Here is a 14,928-nt window from a genome sequence, read left to right as displayed (position 1 = left end):
GATCATCCCTTCTGGTAGGTTTCCCAGAGATCTGCGCCACAGGCGCGAACTTCCATGCGCTTGAATGTGGGCGCGAGAGACAGTTCCTCAAGGCCAAGCCCTGCAATGCAGGCGCGGCCCTCCGCCCCGATAAGCCTGGGCGCGCGGAACCATTCGATCCGGGTGACGCAGTCAGAACGGATGGCGGCCCCGGCGATCTCGCGGCCGGCTTCGATCATGACGCTCCCGACGCCCCTCGCCGCCAGGCTCTGCATGACAGCCGAAAAGGAAACGCGCCCCCCATCATCCGCCTCTGTCTCGAAGAGCTCGACATTTTCAAGGTCGGACCGGGCCCCTCCGGTATGGAAGACCCAGACCGGCTCACCGGTCAGAATCTCGGCGTAGGCCGGCAGTCGCAGCTGGCTGTCGAGAACGATGCGTTGGGGCTGGCGGTTCGCCAGGGCGCCATCCGGACGCGCGGTCATCTGCGGGTCATCGGCCAGCACCGTGCCGATACCCGTCAGGATGGCGTCATGGCTGGCGCGCATGCGGTGCACCTCGGCACGCGCCTCAGGACCTGTAATCCATTGAGACTGACCGTTCGCCAGCGCGATGCGGCCATCAAGACTGGTGGCGAGTTTGAGCGTGACCTGCATCGGGGCGGATGCCGTCATTGCTCTCCGTCCAGCTCGTCCTCATGGCCGAGTTTTTCGCCCTTGATGAACTCGGAGAAGTCGTCGACTTCCTGAAAGTCCTTGTAGACCGAGGCGTAGCGGACATAGGCGACCGTATCGAGATTACGCAAGCCGTCCATGACGAGCTCGCCAATGACGCTGGCGGGGACATCCGGATCGCCGCGGCTTTCAAGACGCCGGACAATGCCGGAGATCATCTGCTCCACACGCTCACGCTCGATGGCGCGCTTCTGGCTCGCCAGAAGAACGGACCGGGCCAGCTTGTCGCGATCAAATCCCTCGCGTTTGCCGTCCGACTTGATGACATGCAGATCCCGCAGCTGCACCCGTTCAAACGTTGTGAACCGCCCGCCGCAGGCTGGACAATGCCGACGCCGCCGGATCGCCTGGCTGTCTTCAGCCGGGCGGGAATCCTTCACCTGGGAATCAGGGTTCGAGCAAAAGGGACACCGCATGGATGAAGCCTAGCCGAGAGCCGGATAGATGGGGAAGCGTTCACACAGGCCGATCACTTCATCCCGGACGCGCGCTTCAACTGCGGCGTCGCCGCCATCCTTGTTGGCGGCCAGCGCATCAAGAACTTCCGCCATCATCTCACCCACACGCCGGAACTCGTCAGCACCGAACCCGCGCGTCGTGCCCGCCGGAGCGCCCACGCGCAGACCGGAGGTGACAGTCGGCTTTTCAGGATCAAACGGCACGCCATTCTTGTTGCAGGTCATGTGCGCGCGTTCGAGAGCCGCTTCGGAAATGTCGCCCGTCAGGGATTTCGGGCGCAGATCCACCAGCGCCAGATGGCTGTCGGTGCCGCCGGAGACAATGTCATAGCCTGCGTCCGACAATGCGCCGGCCATGGCGCGGCAGTTCTCGATGACGGATGCGGCATAGGCCTTGAACTCGGGACGCAGCGCTTCTCCAAAGGCGACGGCCTTCGCGGCGATGACGTGCATCAGCGGACCGCCCTGCAGACCCGGGAAGACAGCGGAGTTGAACTTCTTGCCGAGATCCGCATCGCGGCTGATGATCATGCCGCCGCGCGGACCGCGCAGGGTCTTGTGTGTGGTGGTGGTGCAGACATCAGCCAACGGCACCGGGTTCGGATATGCGCCGCCCGCCACGAGACCGGCAAAGTGCGCCATGTCCACCAGGAGATAGGCGCCAACCTCATCCGCAATATCCCGGAAGGCCTGGAAGTCGATCTCGCGCGGATAGGCGGAGCCGCCCGCAATGATCATCTGCGGCTGAAGCTCCTTGGCCTGCTCGCGCAGCTTATCATAGTCGATCAGCGCATTGTCCTCGCGCACGCCATACGCATGGGCTTCAAACCATTTGCCCGACATGTTCGGACGGGCGCCATGGGTCAGGTGACCGCCGGCAGACAGGTCGAGGCCGAGGATCTTGTCGCCGGGCTTGAGCAGCGCCAGAAACACGGCCTGGTTGGCCTGGCTGCCGGAATTGGGCTGAACATTGGCATAGGCGGCGCCGAACAGTTTCTTTGCGCGGTCAATGGCGAGCTCCTCGGCGATATCCACAAATTCGCAGCCGCCGTAATACCGGCGTCCGGGATACCCTTCGGCGTATTTGTTGGTCAGCGGAGAACCCTGCGCCTCCAGCACGGCGCGCGAGACGATGTTTTCCGACGCGATCAGTTCGATCTGGGTCTGCTGACGGTGGATTTCCTTGCTGATCGCGGAGGCCAGCTGCGGATCCGCATCGGCCAGCGATTGAGAAAAGAAAGAGGTGTGTTGGGCGGTAGATTGCGCGTCAGCCATCTCGCACTCCGTATAGAGGACTTTGCTAGCTACATACGGCCCGCCGCCAGCCCGGACAAGGCGCTAGAACGCGTTTAATCCACACACTTGCATCAGCAATCTATACGGTGAATGGATTGCAACCCAAAAAGCGCTACAAATGCTGCAGATTTTTTTATCTCAATACTTGTACAGCGAATATGCGTTGATTAAACACAGTACATCTCATTTTCAGACGCACACGCTATAAAGTTGCGCAAGGATCAGAATATGACTGAAGAGACACTGCTGCCCGTCGACAATGAAGAACTGATGCGCATGACCACCGACATCGTCGCATCTTTTCTCACGCACAATTCTGTGCCGGCGGAAAGCGTTCCGGACATGATCAAGTCGGTTTACGCCACCATGAAAGAGATTTCCGGCGAACCGGCCAAGCCCGAACCCAAGGCCAAGCCGGCGGTTCCTGTGTCCCGCTCTGTCAGCGACGACTACATCGTCTGCCTGGAAGACGGCAAGAAACTGAAAATGCTCAAGCGCTATCTGCGCTCCCAATACGACATGTCCCCGGAAGACTATCGTCGCAAATGGGGCCTGCCGGCTGACTATCCGATGGTGGCGCCGAACTATTCCAAGCGTCGCTCGGAATTCGCCAAGGAAATCGGTCTGGGCCGCGGCGCGCGCAAGAAATAAGCGCGACTTCGAACCGGACTACACAATCACGCCCCGGCCGCCTGGCCGGGGCGTTTTTGAGTCCGGATGATGCCCGTCCTGAACGAGACGGCGGATCAGCTTGCGCGCCGCCAGACGCTGAAGATCGGACTGGGCCGTGTGGACCGGCCCGAACACGACCACCTCGGTTCCTGTGGCGACGTCTACCGCCGCCACGCGCACTGAATCGCCAACAGTGACGAATTCGAAGATGAACTCACGATCCTGGGCGGGATCGTCCGTCATCAGGCGACCTTCAGGCCCACATGCTTGGCGTAGACGGTCTTCACCGCCTCAAGCAGCTCATCCATCATGGAATCATCATGCAGCGGGGTTGGCGTCAGGCGCATCCGCTCGGTGCCCTTGGGCACGGTGGGATAGTTGATGGGCTGCACATAGATGCCGTGAACGTCCAGGAGCTCATCGGTCATGCGCTTGCACAGAACCGGATCGCCCACATGGACCGGGACGATGTGAGTAATCGAGTCCAGCACCGGGATGCCCGCCTCGCGGAAGCGCGCCTTCAGGGTCGCCGCGCGCTCCTGATGCTGTTCGCGCAGATGATAAGCGCTCTTGAGGTATTCAACGCTGGCGCGGGCTCCCGCGGCCAGAGCCGGCGCCAGTGACGTCGTGAAGATGAAGCCCGGCGCCCAGGAGCGGATCGCATCCACGATCACTTCGTCCGCGGCGATATAGCCGCCCATCACGCCGAACGCCTTGCCCAGCGTGCCTTCGATGATGTCGAAACGGTCCAGCAAGCCCTCACGCTCGGCGACGCCCGCGCCGCGCAGGCCGTAAAGCCCCACCGCGTGCACTTCATCCAGATAGGTCAGCGCATTGTACTTGTCGGCGAGATCACAGACCTCTTCGAGCGGGCCGATATCGCCATCCATGGAATAGACGGATTCAAGCGCGATCAGCTTGGGCGCGTCTTTCGGGGCCGCTTTCAGCAGCTCTTCGAGATGGGCCACGTCATTGTGACGCCAGACATGCTTCTCGCATTTGGCGCCTTTGACGCCTTCGATCATCGAGGCGTGGTTCAGCTCGTCCGAGAAGATGATCAGCCCCGGCAGGATCTTGCCCAGGGTCGCCAGCGTCGCCTGATTGGCGATGTAGCCGGAGGTGAAGAGAAGCGCGCTTTCCTTCTGATGAAGGTCCGCCAGACTGGCTTCCAGCTCCACGTGATAATGGGTCGTGCCGGAGATGTTTCGAGTGCCGCCCGCCCCGGCGCCGACATCGTCGATCGCCTGTTTCATGGCGCCGGTCACACACGGGCTCTGGCCCATGCCGAGATAGTCATTGGAGCACCACACCACCACGTCGCGGGTATCGCCGTCATCCGTGCGCAGACGGGCGCGCGGGAACTGGCCCTTAACCCGACGCAGATTGGCGAACACACGGTAACGGCCTTCTGCGCGAACACGGGCGACGGAGGCTTTGAAAGCGCTGCGGTAATCCATTTCACTTGCACTGGCGCCCAAGGCGCGAGCGGCTCTCCCTAGAGGTCAGCATGTCATCTGCACAATGACATATGATTCTGAACTTGTCCTAGCAGCGGTCAGGGACCAAAGGTCGCATTCAGCTCTTGACAACGCTTCTCAAATTCAGCGTCCGAACGATTTACTTCATGTCTCCGGACAACCATTTGATAACGCCCGAAAAGTCCATGGCGGCTCCGCCCTCTTCGACGAAGGCGTCATAGATGGTTTGCGCCTTCTCGCCCATGGGCGTGTTCACACCGGCCGATTTCGATGTCTGCATGGCAAGGTTTAAGTCTTTGAGCATCATCGGCGCAGCGAAGCCCGGCACGTAATCGCGGTTGGACGGCGCGGTCGGCACAGGGCCCGGAACCGGACAGTAACTGGTCAAGGACCAGTTCTGGCCGGACGCCTTGGAGGCGATGTCAAAGAAGTTCTGCGGATCAAGGCCCAGCTTGATGGCGAGGTTCATCGCCTCGCACGTGCCGATCATGTGGATGCCCAGAAGCATGTTGTTGCAGATCTTGGCGGCCTGGCCAGCGCCAGCCTCGCCGGCGCGAATGACAGCCTTGCCCATGTTTTCAAGGATGGGTTCAGCCTTGGCGAAGGCCTCGACAGGACCGCCCACCATGAAGGTCAGCGTACCGCCTTCGGCCGCCGCAACGCCGCCGGAAACCGGCGCGTCCACAAAAGCGAAACCGGCTTCAGAAGCCTTGGTTGCGACTTCACGGGCGCTGTCCACATCGATGGTGGAGCAATCAATCAGCACCGCATCGGATTTGGCGAGCGAGAGCACGCCGCCATCATCCAGATAAACACCACGCACATGCTGACCGGCAGGCAGCATGGTGACGACCACATCAGCGTCGGTCACCGCTTCGCGCAGATCGGCGGCCGGCGTCGCGCCCTTCTTCTCCAGCAGCGCCACCGCGTCCTTGTTCAGATCATAGGCGCGCAGAGAATGGCCAGCCTTCAAGAGGTTCGCCGCCATGCCAGAGCCCATATTGCCGAGCCCAATGAATGCAATAACCGCCATGCGGTCCTCCCTTGTGTCTGAGGAGCGGGCGGTTGGTCCGCCCTGCCCTGTTCCTAGTCGAGGAACGCCATTTCCTTGTCCGCAGCAAGCGGTTCGAAATAGGCGTCGACCTCGGCGTCCGATACCGGCGCTGACCAGTTCGGCGCATTGTCCTTGTCGATGATCACCGCGCGCACGCCTTCGTAGAAATCCGAACCTTCACGCAGGAAACGGCTGGAGACGCGCAGGTCCTGAACCATGACATCGCGCAGGGACAGCTCAGCGCCCTTGCGCAGAGCCTTTAGCGTCACCTTCACGGCAGTCGGAGACTTGCTTGATAGAATTTTCAGAACGGCCTTGGACCAGGCGTCATCGGCCGCCTCGAGGCGGTTGAGAATGACGCTGACATCATCGCCTTCGAACGCGGCGTCGATCAGCGGCTGCACCACCCCCAGATCAGACTGCCCCGCATCGCCGGAGAAGCGCTCGATGATGGCGTCGACCTTCTCGCCCTCATCATCAAGGGTTTCGGTTTCAAGCGCCTCGATCAGCGCCTCGTAATTGTCGGTCGGCACATAATGGGTCGCGACGCCCGCTGCGATGCAGTCCGCCGTCTTCAGGCGTGCGCCTGTAAGGCCCATCCACACGCCAAGTTCGCCATTCAGGCGCGGCAGGAAATAGGCCCCGCCCACATCAGGGTGAAAGCCGATGCCGGTCTCGGGCATGGCGAACAGGGTGCGATCGCCCGCCACCCGGAACTCGCCATGGATCGACACGCCGACACCGCCGCCCATGGTGATGCCGTCAATCAGCGCCACATAGGGTTTGGGGTATTCGGCAATCAGGGTGTTGAGCTGGTACTCGTCGCGCCAGAAGGTCCAGGCCCGGTCGTCGCCGGCCTTGCCGCTTTCCGCCAGCATGCGGATATCGCCGCCCGCGCAGAAGCCCTTCTCTCCAGCGCCGTCCACGACCACAGCCTTCACCGTCTTGTCGTCGGCCCAGCTCTGAAGCGCCTCGACCATGGCGGTGACCATCTCCTGATTGAGCGCATTGAGCGCCTTGGGCCGGTTCAGGGTGATGCGGCCCACCGAGCCGGCTTTGCGAACGATGACGTCTTCAGTCATGAGAGATCCTCTCTGGACGGAATAGAGTTCAATGCCCCGCTCGGTCCGGCGGGGCCAATTGAAAAAGTTTCTAGCGCCTATAGAGCGTATCGGCCACGCGACCTAGCGCAGCACGTCCTTGGCGATGATCACCCGCATGATCTCGTTGGTGCCTTCCAGGATCTGGTGGACTCGCAGATCGCGCACGATGCGCTCGAGCGGATAATCCTTCAGATAGCCGTAACCGCCATGGATCTGCAGCGCGTCATTGGCGATCTTGAAGCCCATATCTGTGGCGAAGCGCTTGGCCATGGCGCAATGCATGGCGGCTGACGGATCCTTGCGATCCACGCTGTCAGCCGCACGCAAGAGCATCATGCGTGACGCATCAAGCTCGGTGACCATGTCGGCCAGCTTGAACTGGGTGGCCTGGAAGTCTGCGATATTGCGACCGAACTGGCTGCGCTCCTTGGCGTATTGTGTGGCGAGATCCACGGCTTCCGCGGCGCCGCCCAGCGAACAGGCGCCGATATTGATGCGACCGCCATTCAAGCCCTGCATGGCGAAGCCGAAGCCCTGCCCTTCCTCACCGATCCGGTTCTCGACCGGCACGCGGCAATCTTCAAAGGTGACCACGCGGGTCGGCTGGGAATTCCAGCCCATCTTGCGCTCATTCGCACCGAAGCTCAGGCCGGGCGTGTCTTTCTCCACGATGATTGTGGAAATGCCCTTGGGGCCATCCTCGCCGGTGCGGCACATCACGGCGTAAAGATCGCTCGTGCCTGCGCCGGAGATGAAGGCCTTCGAGCCATTAAGCACATAATGATCGCCATCCCGCACCGCCTTGGTGCGCAGATTGGCGGCGTCGGACCCTGCGCCCGGCTCGGTCAGGCAATAGGATGCGATCTTGTCCATCCGGGTCATTTCAGGCAGCCAGCGCTGGCGCTGTTCGTCATTGCCCCAGCTGTCGATCATCCAGCTGACCATGTTGTGGATGGAGATGAAGGCTGCAGTGGATACGCAACCGCGCGAAAGTTGTTCAAAGATCAGGGCCGCATCAACCCGGCTCATGGCCGACCCGCCTACATCCTCACGGGTGTAGATGCCGGCGAACCCCATCTCGGCCGCCTCGCGCAGCACATCCACGGGGAAGTGCTTGTCCTCGTCCCATTGCGCCGCATGGGGCTTGAGACGATCGTCGGCGAACTTGCGGGCTGCGTCCTGAATCAGCGCTTGCTCTTCTGACAGCTCGAAATGCACGGGGAAACCTCCTAAACAGACCGGGTTGGACCGGCTCCGACCGCGAAAAACGCGATGTGTTCTGATTTGCTGCAAGCGAGATAGACCAAGATGGCCGCTTTTCCCACCACCCGTATGCGCCGAATGCGCGCTCATGACTGGTCTCGCCGCCTGATGCGCGAACATACGCTGACGCCGAACGACCTGATCTGGACGCTGGTGGTGTCTGACAAGGCGGACCCGACCGAGCCTGTCGCCTCCATGCCGGGCGTGAAGCGCCTGAGCGTGAAGGCGGCCGCCGACGCGGCCCGTCGGGCCCGCGATCTGGGCATTCCGGCCATTGCGATCTTCCCCCATATCGATCCGTCCCTGAAGGATGAAAACGGGCGTGAGGCGGACAATCCGGACGGTCTGGTGGCGCAGGCCATCAAGGCGATGAAGGATGCGGCTCCTGAAGTGGGAATCATCTGCGACGTCGCGCTCGACCCCTTCACCGACCATGGCCATGACGGTTTGATCGAGGATGGCGTCATCCTCAATGACGCGACAGTCGAACGCCTGTGCAGCCAGGCGCTCATGCAGGCGGCTTCGGGCGCCGACGTGGTCGCTCCGTCGGACATGATGGATGGGCGAATCGGATCGATTCGCGAGGCGCTCGACGCTGAGGGCTTCCAGGACACGATGATCATGTCCTACGCCGCAAAATACGCTTCGGCCTTCTATGGCCCCTATCGCGACGCCATTGGCAGCGCCACCGCGCTCCAGGGCGACAAGAAGACCTACCAGATGGACCCCGCCAATACCGACGAGGCGATCCGCGAAGTCGCGCTCGATATCGATGAAGGCGCGGACATGATCATGGTCAAACCGGGATTGCCCTATCTCGATATCGTGGCGCGCCTGAAAGCGACCTTCGAGATGCCGACCTATGCCTTTCAGGTCTCGGGCGAATACGCGATGATCCAGGCCGCCGCGCAAAACGGCTGGATTGATGGCGAACGCGCCATGCTCGAAAGCCTCCTGGCGTTCAAACGCGCCGGCGCAGACGGCGTCCTGACCTATTTTGCACCGAAAGCGGCGGAACTCCTCAATGGCTAAGCGTCCCGAAACTCTCGCCGCCCAGGCCCTGCACCAGACCGACCGGGAAACCGGCGCGGTGATCCCGCCTGTCCACCCCGCCACCACGTTCATGCGCGACCAGAAGAACGCGCTGGTGGGCGAGATGGATTATCGCCGCCCTCAGGGCCCGACCGAAGTGCAAGCCGCCAAGGTCCTGGCCGCCCTCGAGAATGCTGCGGATGCGCGCCTGTTCAGCTCCGGCCTGGCGGCGATCTCCGCCGTGCTCGACACGCTGGAGGTCGGCGCGCATGTGGTTGCGCAGACCGAAATGTATTACGGCGCGAAGAAGCTCCTGCATCACCTCGCCTCAAAGGGCCTCATCTCGCTGAGCTTCTTTGAACCGCACGATATCAATGGCCTGAAAAAAGCGGTCCAGGGCGGCCGGACCGAGCTTGTGTGGATCGAGACGCCCGCCAACCCCAGCTGGGCGATCGTCGATATCGCGCGCGCCGCCGAGATCGCGCATGAGGCCGGGGCGATGCTGGGCGTTGACAGCACATGCGCCCCGCCCTGCACCACACGCGCTCTGGATCTGGGGGCCGACCTCGTCATGCATTCGGCCACCAAATATCTCAACGGGCATTCCGACGTGCTGATGGGGGCTGTGGCGACGAAGGAACACAATGAGCGTTGGGAAAGACTGTGCACGGGACACAGCCTGTCAGGGGCGATCCCGAGCGCGTTCGACAGCTGGCTGATGATGCGTGGCCTGCGCACCCTGTTCGTCCGTTACGAACGCCAGAGTCGCAACGCCATGCAGCTCGCGCAGACCCTGAGCCAGCACAAGGCGGTAAGCCATGTGCTCTATCCTGGTCTGGAAAGCCATCCGGGCCATGCCGTCGCCGCGCGTCAGATGACGGGCGGTTTTGGCGGCCTTCTCTCGATCCGGCTCAAGGGCGGCGCGGATGCAGCACGCAAGCTGTGCGCCTCCACCAGGGTGTTCCTGCAAGCCACATCCATTGGCGGCGTGGAGAGCCTGATCGAGCATCGCAAGCCGATTGAAGGGCCTAGCAGCCCGACACCGGACGATCTTGTACGGCTGTCATGCGGAATAGAAGCGGCTGAAGACCTGATAGACGACCTTGTGGTTGTTCTTGACCATCTGTGATATACCTCAAAGGCGAAATCGCTTTTTTGAGGATTATTATGTACAGGTGTCCGAATTGTCAGACGCCGCTTGAAGTGTCCGCACTTTTCAGCCTGATCTCATCCAGACACGCACGATGTTCGACGTGCGGTCACCTCTATCGATGGGAGTTTTCGCCGCCCATCTTGTTGTTGTTGCTGGCTCTGGTCGGGACAAGCGCAATTGGATTGATGCTGACTTTGCAGCAGATCAGCACAGGCATCCTTCTGGTCGGCGTCGCCGCCATCGCAGCGGCGTCCGCCTATCTCGCGACTTGCGCGGTGCGTCCCGTCATCCGCTAGTCCACGCGTCCGATCGGCGGGATCGACCATCTGAACTGGATTGCGCAACCCCGCAGCACAAACGCTGCGAGGGCGGCCCCGACAGCCGCGGCGCCGGTCGGAACATCCAGAGAGACGGCGCCCACATAGACCGACGCGCCAAAAAGCGCCGCGAGCGCATACACGTCCGCGCGAAGGATCAGCGGCACATCATTGACGATGATGTCGCGCACCAGCCCGCCGAATGCGGCGCTCATCACCCCCGTCACCAACGCAATGGTCCAGTGCGCGCCCGCCGTCAGGCCCGCCTGGGCGCCCAGCACGCAGAACACCGCCAGTCCCGCGCCGTCCGCCCAGACAAGGGCGCGATAGCGCGCGCCCTCTTCACCCCGCACGAGTTCGGAGCCGTAATAGCCAATCACGCCGCCCGCGAGCGCGAGCAGAAGATAATGCGGCGCATCGATCCAGTAGACCGGCAACCTCCCCAGCAGCATGTCGCGCAGCGTGCCGCCGCCCATGCCGGTGACAGCGCCGATCACGGCGGCGCCGAACGGATCGAGATGCTTGCGCGCCGAAAGGATTCCGCCTGAGAGGGCGAACACGAAGATGCCGATATAGTTCAGAGTCAGGAACACGAAGGCGACATTCATAGCTGGACACCCTCACCGCCCGTCGCCGCGAAATGGGCCGCCAGCGCAGACAGGATCACGATCAGGGTGATCCAGACGCCCGCATTCACATAAACCGAGCGCTTGGCGGATCGGCGCTCCAGCCAGGTGCGCGGCCTCACGCCCTTGAAATAGTAGACCATGAGCGCGCTGAGATTGACCGCCACCACATTGATCGACAGGAGCAGGGTCGCCCGCCCGGCCAGCTCCCACGCCCCGCTGCCCGCGAGCAAGCCTGCAGCGGAGGCCGGCGGCAACAGCGCCACCGCCACCATCACGCCCACGAGCGCGGCCGGCAGACCGGTCGCGATCGACAAGGCGGCGGCCGCGCCCGCGGCCAAGGCGAGCGCTGCGGAGTCAGGTCCCACCACGGTGCGGCTCATCAGCTCGTCAGAAAACAGATTGGGTTCGTAGATCAGCCCCACCACGAAACTGAGCGCCAGCCCCAGGGCGAGGCCCGTGACAGCCGTCTTCGCCGCTTTCAGCATCAAGGCCAGATCACCCAGGGCGGATCCGAAGGAAAAGGCGAGGATGGGCCCCAGCAGCGGCGCGATCACCATGGCCCCGATCACCGCGGCGACATTGTCTGCAGACAGGCCGAACACCACCACGACCGTGGACAGCGCGGTCAGCATCAGGAAGTCGGAATTGATCTCGGCGCCCTTGGCGATGTCCTGATACATCTCCTCGCGCAACGCCAGACGACGCTTTGTGCGAGTCTCCTCGTCAGGGTTTTCCTCAAGGCGCGGCACGCTCGCCTCGATAGGTATGACGACGAGCCGCCAGTTCTGCTCGCCCTCCAGAATGGCCTGGACAGCATCGATCGCCTTTTGTCCATCCCCGTCCCGAAACGTCAGGCGCAACAGGCGCTTGCCCTGATTGTCCGGCTCGGTCAGGCGATGGTCGAGCGGATTGGTCTTCAAGGTGGCCTTGAGGATCGGCTGGACTTTCTCGCCATCGGGAAAGGTGACTTCAATCAGGCGCATGAGCGTCAGGTCCGATCGGCGTTTTCCAGACGGGCGATCAGGCTGGAAGTGTCCCAGCGATCCCCGCCCATGGCCTCGATCTCGGCATAGAACTGATCAACCAGCGCTGCCGCCGGCAGGCGCGCACCATTGCTGCGCGCCTCTTCGAGCGCAATGCGAAGATCCTTGCGCATCCAGTTCACTGCAAATCCGAAATTGAATTCACCGTTGACCATGGTCTGCCAGCGGTTCTCCATCTGCCAGCTTTGAGCAGCGCCCTTCGAGACTGCGGAGATCACTGTTTCCGGATCAAGTCCCGCGCGCTTGGCGAAGTGAAGGCCCTCGGCCAGCCCTTGCACCACACCGGCGATGCAGATCTGATTGACCATCTTTGTCAGCTGGCCTGCGCCTGCCGGTCCGGCGTGGACCATGGCCTTGGCGTAACAGCTCATGATCGCTTCGGCCTTCGCGAACACCTCCGTCTCGCCGCCGCACATGATCGACAACTGGCCATTCTCGGCGCCCGCCTGACCGCCGGAGACCGGCGCGTCGAGGAACCCGATGCCCATCACTTTCGCCGTTTCAGCGAGTTGACGCGCCAGTTCGGCGGACGCCGTGGTGTGATCGACCAGCGCCGCGCCCGACTTCATGGCAGGCAAGGCCAGATCCGCCACCACACGCACATCTGGATCGTCACCCAGGCACATGAAGACGCAATCGGCGCCATCGACCGCCGCTTCCACAGAGTCGCAGGCCGCGCCGTCATACCTCGTCGCCCAGTCTCTCGCCTTGGCGGCGGTCCGGTTCCAGACCCGCACGTCGTGTCCGGCCTTACTCAGATGCCCCGCCATGGGGAACCCCATCACGCCAAGACCCAGGAATGCGACAACCGCCATTTTATGCTCCTTCAAGGCCGCTACCGGCCAATTGCTCGTCCAGACTGCGGGTCTTGTCCGCCATGACATCGCCTGTGTGCTTGGTCTCGACCGGCTCGACCAGCATGACCCAGCATTCCTCTTGCGCGACGGGATTGTGCTGGACGCCTTTGGGAACGACATGCATGTCGCCTTCGGACAGGGCCACACTCCTGTCCTCATATTGCATCTCGAGCCGTCCCTTCACGATGAAGAACAACTCGTCCTCGTGCGCATGATCATGCCAGACAAACTCGCCCTTGAGCTTGGCGAGCTTGACATACTGGTCATTGACACGGGCGATGACCCGCGGCGACCAGTGCTCGTGGATTTGGGCGAACTCGGCCTCTAGGCGTTTGACGTCTGCGAACATGATGCGGTCTCAGATCTGCTTGTAACCCGAACGAACGAAAACCAGCGCTTCTGCATCCCGCGGCCGGTCCACGTTCAGCACTTCGCCCAGAATGATCTCATGGTCGCCGCCAGGCATGACGGCATGGCGACGGCATTCAAAACGCGCAATCGCGTCCTTGAGCAGGGGCGCGCCATTGTCCGCCAGCGTCCACTGGCCTCCATTGGCGTGAAGATCGTCATTGCGCGCACAGGCGGCGGACAGATCCGCCTGATCGGCCGCGAGGATGTTCACGGCGAAGTTCTGCGCATTCAGGAAGCGATCATAGCGATGACTATCCTTGGCGAGCGACCAGAGGATCAGCGGCGGATCCAGGGACACAGAGGCGAACGAATTGATCGTCATCGCCCGCGCAGCCCCTTCATCCATAACCGTGATCAGGGCCACTCCGGTCGCGAAGCGGCCAAGGCAATCACGGAATTCGCGCTCGAACAGTGACAAATTTCACTCCTGATTCGTTTTGACAACGCAGATTTAACCCTGTTGCGCCAAGGTGTCCGCCAGAAAAGCCGAAGGTGGGTGGATATGAGTTCGGATCAACCGATCGTCATCAAGAAAGTCAAGAAGGGCGGCGGCCATGGTCACCATGGCGGCGCCTGGAAGGTCGCCTATGCCGACTTCGTGACGGCAATGATGGCGTTCTTCCTCATGATGTGGCTGATCAATAACACAGAACCCGAACAGCGTCAGGGCATCGCGGACTATTTCGCACCCGCAAGCGTCAGCCGCACCACGTCCGGTTCGGGCGGCGTTCTGGGCGGCACCAGCTTTGGCGATGACGGCGCGCGGGGATCGGGTTCCTCCTCCATCGTTGAACGCCTCGCGCCCCGCTCCGAACAGGATGTCTCGCGCGAACAGGAGGCCGATCAGGCCTCAGGCGCAGCCGGCGGCCAGCCCGAGGCGTCCTCTGACGCCCTCGCCAGCGCCGTCGCGCGTCGTGAAGCGGCGCAATTCGCAAGCGCCGAGCAATCCCTGCGTCAGGCGCTGCAGGACATGCCCGAACTCGCCGAGCTGTCGCGTCATGTCCTCATCGAGGAAACGCCTGAAGGACTGCGCATCCAGCTGATCGACCAGGAAGGCCGCCCGATGTTCGAGCCGGGCGCGATCGAACCCAACAGCCGCGCCCGCGTGCTGTTGCGCACGATCTCCGAGATCGTCCTGCGCCTGCCGAACCGGATCACGATTTCCGGCCATACCGACGCCAGCCCGGCTCCGGTCGGCGGCGTGTCCAACTGGGAATTGTCCTCCGCGCGCGCCAACGCCGCGCTGAACATCATGACCGAGGCCGGCATTCCCGATCACCGGATTGCGGAAGTCCGCGGCAAGGCCGGCGCCGAGCCGCTCTTCCCCGACGATCCCTATCTGCCGGGCAATCGACGCCTGTCGATCACGCTGCTGCGTGAAGCGCCCGCCATACCGCCGGGTCACTCCCTCTAGCCCTCCACACCCGATTGGCCCGGATGCAGCGCTTG

Annotated in this window: 18 protein-coding genes and 1 pseudogene; 6 read left to right on the top strand and 13 right to left on the bottom strand. The window is 62.3% G+C overall.

The window, feature by feature from the left end; all coding sequences use genetic code 11:
- Window positions 1-2: 2 nt before the first annotated feature.
- Genes OA2633_RS01950 through glyA form a run of 3 tightly spaced genes read right to left on the bottom strand, consistent with a single transcriptional unit; the run spans window position 3 to window position 2,446 of the window.
- Window positions 3-653 carry a RibD family protein gene (locus OA2633_RS01950; protein ID WP_156776042.1) on the bottom strand — a complete coding sequence of 217 codons (651 nt, stop codon included), beginning with the start codon at window positions 651-653 and terminating at the stop codon, window positions 3-5.
- Complete coding sequence (gene nrdR / locus OA2633_RS01945) at window positions 650-1,129, bottom strand: transcriptional regulator NrdR (RefSeq protein ID WP_040612359.1); 480 nt, start codon at window positions 1,127-1,129, stop codon at window positions 650-652. The genes OA2633_RS01950 and nrdR overlap by 4 nt, the downstream gene beginning before the upstream one ends.
- A 9-nt stretch (window positions 1,130-1,138) precedes the next feature.
- Window positions 1,139-2,446 carry a serine hydroxymethyltransferase gene (gene glyA / locus OA2633_RS01940; RefSeq protein ID WP_009800794.1) on the bottom strand — a complete coding sequence of 436 codons (1,308 nt, stop codon included), beginning with the start codon at window positions 2,444-2,446 and terminating at the stop codon, window positions 1,139-1,141.
- A 249-nt stretch (window positions 2,447-2,695) separates the two neighbouring features.
- Here glyA and OA2633_RS01935 point away from each other — a divergent pair, with 249 nt between their 5' ends.
- Window positions 2,696-3,118, top strand: coding sequence for a MucR family transcriptional regulator (locus OA2633_RS01935; protein WP_009800793.1), 423 nt, complete (start codon window positions 2,696-2,698; stop codon window positions 3,116-3,118).
- Between the two features lie 18 nt (window positions 3,119-3,136).
- Here the strand turns inward: OA2633_RS01935 and OA2633_RS01930 are convergent, their stop codons facing one another.
- The 5 genes from OA2633_RS01930 to OA2633_RS01910 all read right to left on the bottom strand — a co-directional run bounded on the left by OA2633_RS01930 (window position 3,137) and on the right by OA2633_RS01910 (window position 7,992).
- On the bottom strand, window positions 3,137-3,382 hold the full coding sequence (locus OA2633_RS01930) for a hypothetical protein (RefSeq protein ID WP_009800792.1): 246 nt from the start codon (window positions 3,380-3,382) through the stop codon (window positions 3,137-3,139).
- Entirely contained in the window at window positions 3,382-4,596 is a 1,215-nt protein-coding gene (gene hemA / locus OA2633_RS01925) for a 5-aminolevulinate synthase (RefSeq protein WP_009800791.1), read from the bottom strand. Before hemA ends, OA2633_RS01930 begins: the two co-directional genes overlap by 1 nt.
- Before the next feature lie 160 nt (window positions 4,597-4,756).
- On the bottom strand, window positions 4,757-5,650 hold the full coding sequence (mmsB, locus tag OA2633_RS01920) for a 3-hydroxyisobutyrate dehydrogenase (protein WP_009800790.1): 894 nt from the start codon (window positions 5,648-5,650) through the stop codon (window positions 4,757-4,759).
- Between the two features lie 53 nt (window positions 5,651-5,703).
- Complete coding sequence (locus OA2633_RS01915) at window positions 5,704-6,753, bottom strand: enoyl-CoA hydratase/isomerase family protein (RefSeq protein WP_009800789.1); 1,050 nt, start codon at window positions 6,751-6,753, stop codon at window positions 5,704-5,706.
- A gap of 102 nt (window positions 6,754-6,855) precedes the next feature.
- Window positions 6,856-7,992, bottom strand: coding sequence for an isobutyryl-CoA dehydrogenase (locus OA2633_RS01910; RefSeq protein ID WP_009800788.1), 1,137 nt, complete (start codon window positions 7,990-7,992; stop codon window positions 6,856-6,858).
- Between the two features lie 90 nt (window positions 7,993-8,082).
- Between OA2633_RS01910 and hemB the strand changes: the two genes are divergently transcribed.
- The 4 genes and pseudogenes from hemB to OA2633_RS16440 all read left to right on the top strand — a co-directional run bounded on the left by hemB (window position 8,083) and on the right by OA2633_RS16440 (window position 10,518).
- Entirely contained in the window at window positions 8,083-9,069 is a 987-nt protein-coding gene (gene hemB, locus OA2633_RS01905) for a porphobilinogen synthase (protein ID WP_009800787.1), read from the top strand.
- Complete coding sequence (locus OA2633_RS01900) at window positions 9,062-10,198, top strand: PLP-dependent aspartate aminotransferase family protein (protein ID WP_009800786.1); 1,137 nt, start codon at window positions 9,062-9,064, stop codon at window positions 10,196-10,198. Before hemB ends, OA2633_RS01900 begins: the two co-directional genes overlap by 8 nt.
- Before the next feature lie 38 nt (window positions 10,199-10,236).
- Window positions 10,237-10,326: pseudogene (locus OA2633_RS16670) on the top strand (hypothetical protein); the annotation flags it as partial.
- A gap of 36 nt (window positions 10,327-10,362) precedes the next feature.
- Entirely contained in the window at window positions 10,363-10,518 is a 156-nt protein-coding gene (locus OA2633_RS16440) for a hypothetical protein (RefSeq protein ID WP_241760682.1), read from the top strand.
- On the opposite strand, the gene OA2633_RS01895 is transcribed toward OA2633_RS16440, so the two are convergent.
- From OA2633_RS01895 to OA2633_RS01875, 5 genes are read right to left on the bottom strand one after another with little or no spacing between them, the layout of a single operon-like run.
- Window positions 10,515-11,147 carry a trimeric intracellular cation channel family protein gene (locus OA2633_RS01895; RefSeq protein ID WP_009800784.1) on the bottom strand — a complete coding sequence of 211 codons (633 nt, stop codon included), beginning with the start codon at window positions 11,145-11,147 and terminating at the stop codon, window positions 10,515-10,517. The two genes, OA2633_RS16440 and OA2633_RS01895, sit on opposite strands and share 4 nt — an antisense overlap.
- Window positions 11,144-12,151 carry a TIGR00341 family protein gene (locus OA2633_RS01890; protein ID WP_009800783.1) on the bottom strand — a complete coding sequence of 336 codons (1,008 nt, stop codon included), beginning with the start codon at window positions 12,149-12,151 and terminating at the stop codon, window positions 11,144-11,146. The genes OA2633_RS01895 and OA2633_RS01890 overlap by 4 nt, the downstream gene beginning before the upstream one ends.
- Before the next feature lie 5 nt (window positions 12,152-12,156).
- Window positions 12,157-13,026: an NAD(P)-dependent oxidoreductase gene (locus OA2633_RS01885; protein ID WP_009800782.1), complete on the bottom strand. Its 870-nt coding sequence runs from the start codon at window positions 13,024-13,026 to the stop codon at window positions 12,157-12,159.
- A 1-nt stretch (window position 13,027) separates the two neighbouring features.
- Window positions 13,028-13,417 (bottom strand): cupin domain-containing protein, encoded by a 390-nt coding sequence (locus OA2633_RS01880; protein ID WP_009800781.1) that lies wholly within the window; start codon window positions 13,415-13,417, stop codon window positions 13,028-13,030.
- Between the two features lie 9 nt (window positions 13,418-13,426).
- Window positions 13,427-13,897 (bottom strand): flavin reductase family protein, encoded by a 471-nt coding sequence (locus OA2633_RS01875; RefSeq protein WP_009800780.1) that lies wholly within the window; start codon window positions 13,895-13,897, stop codon window positions 13,427-13,429.
- A gap of 84 nt (window positions 13,898-13,981) precedes the next feature.
- Here OA2633_RS01875 and OA2633_RS01870 point away from each other — a divergent pair, with 84 nt between their 5' ends.
- Window positions 13,982-14,893: a flagellar motor protein MotB gene (locus OA2633_RS01870; protein ID WP_009800779.1), complete on the top strand. Its 912-nt coding sequence runs from the start codon at window positions 13,982-13,984 to the stop codon at window positions 14,891-14,893.
- The last annotated feature ends 35 nt before the right edge of the window (window positions 14,894-14,928 follow it).

The sequence above is a fragment of the Oceanicaulis sp. HTCC2633 genome, assembly GCF_000152745.1.
GTDB lineage: Bacteria > Pseudomonadota > Alphaproteobacteria > Caulobacterales > Maricaulaceae > Oceanicaulis.
Note: the sequence above shows the minus strand (reverse complement) of the source record. Positions and strands in the feature narration are given on the sequence as shown.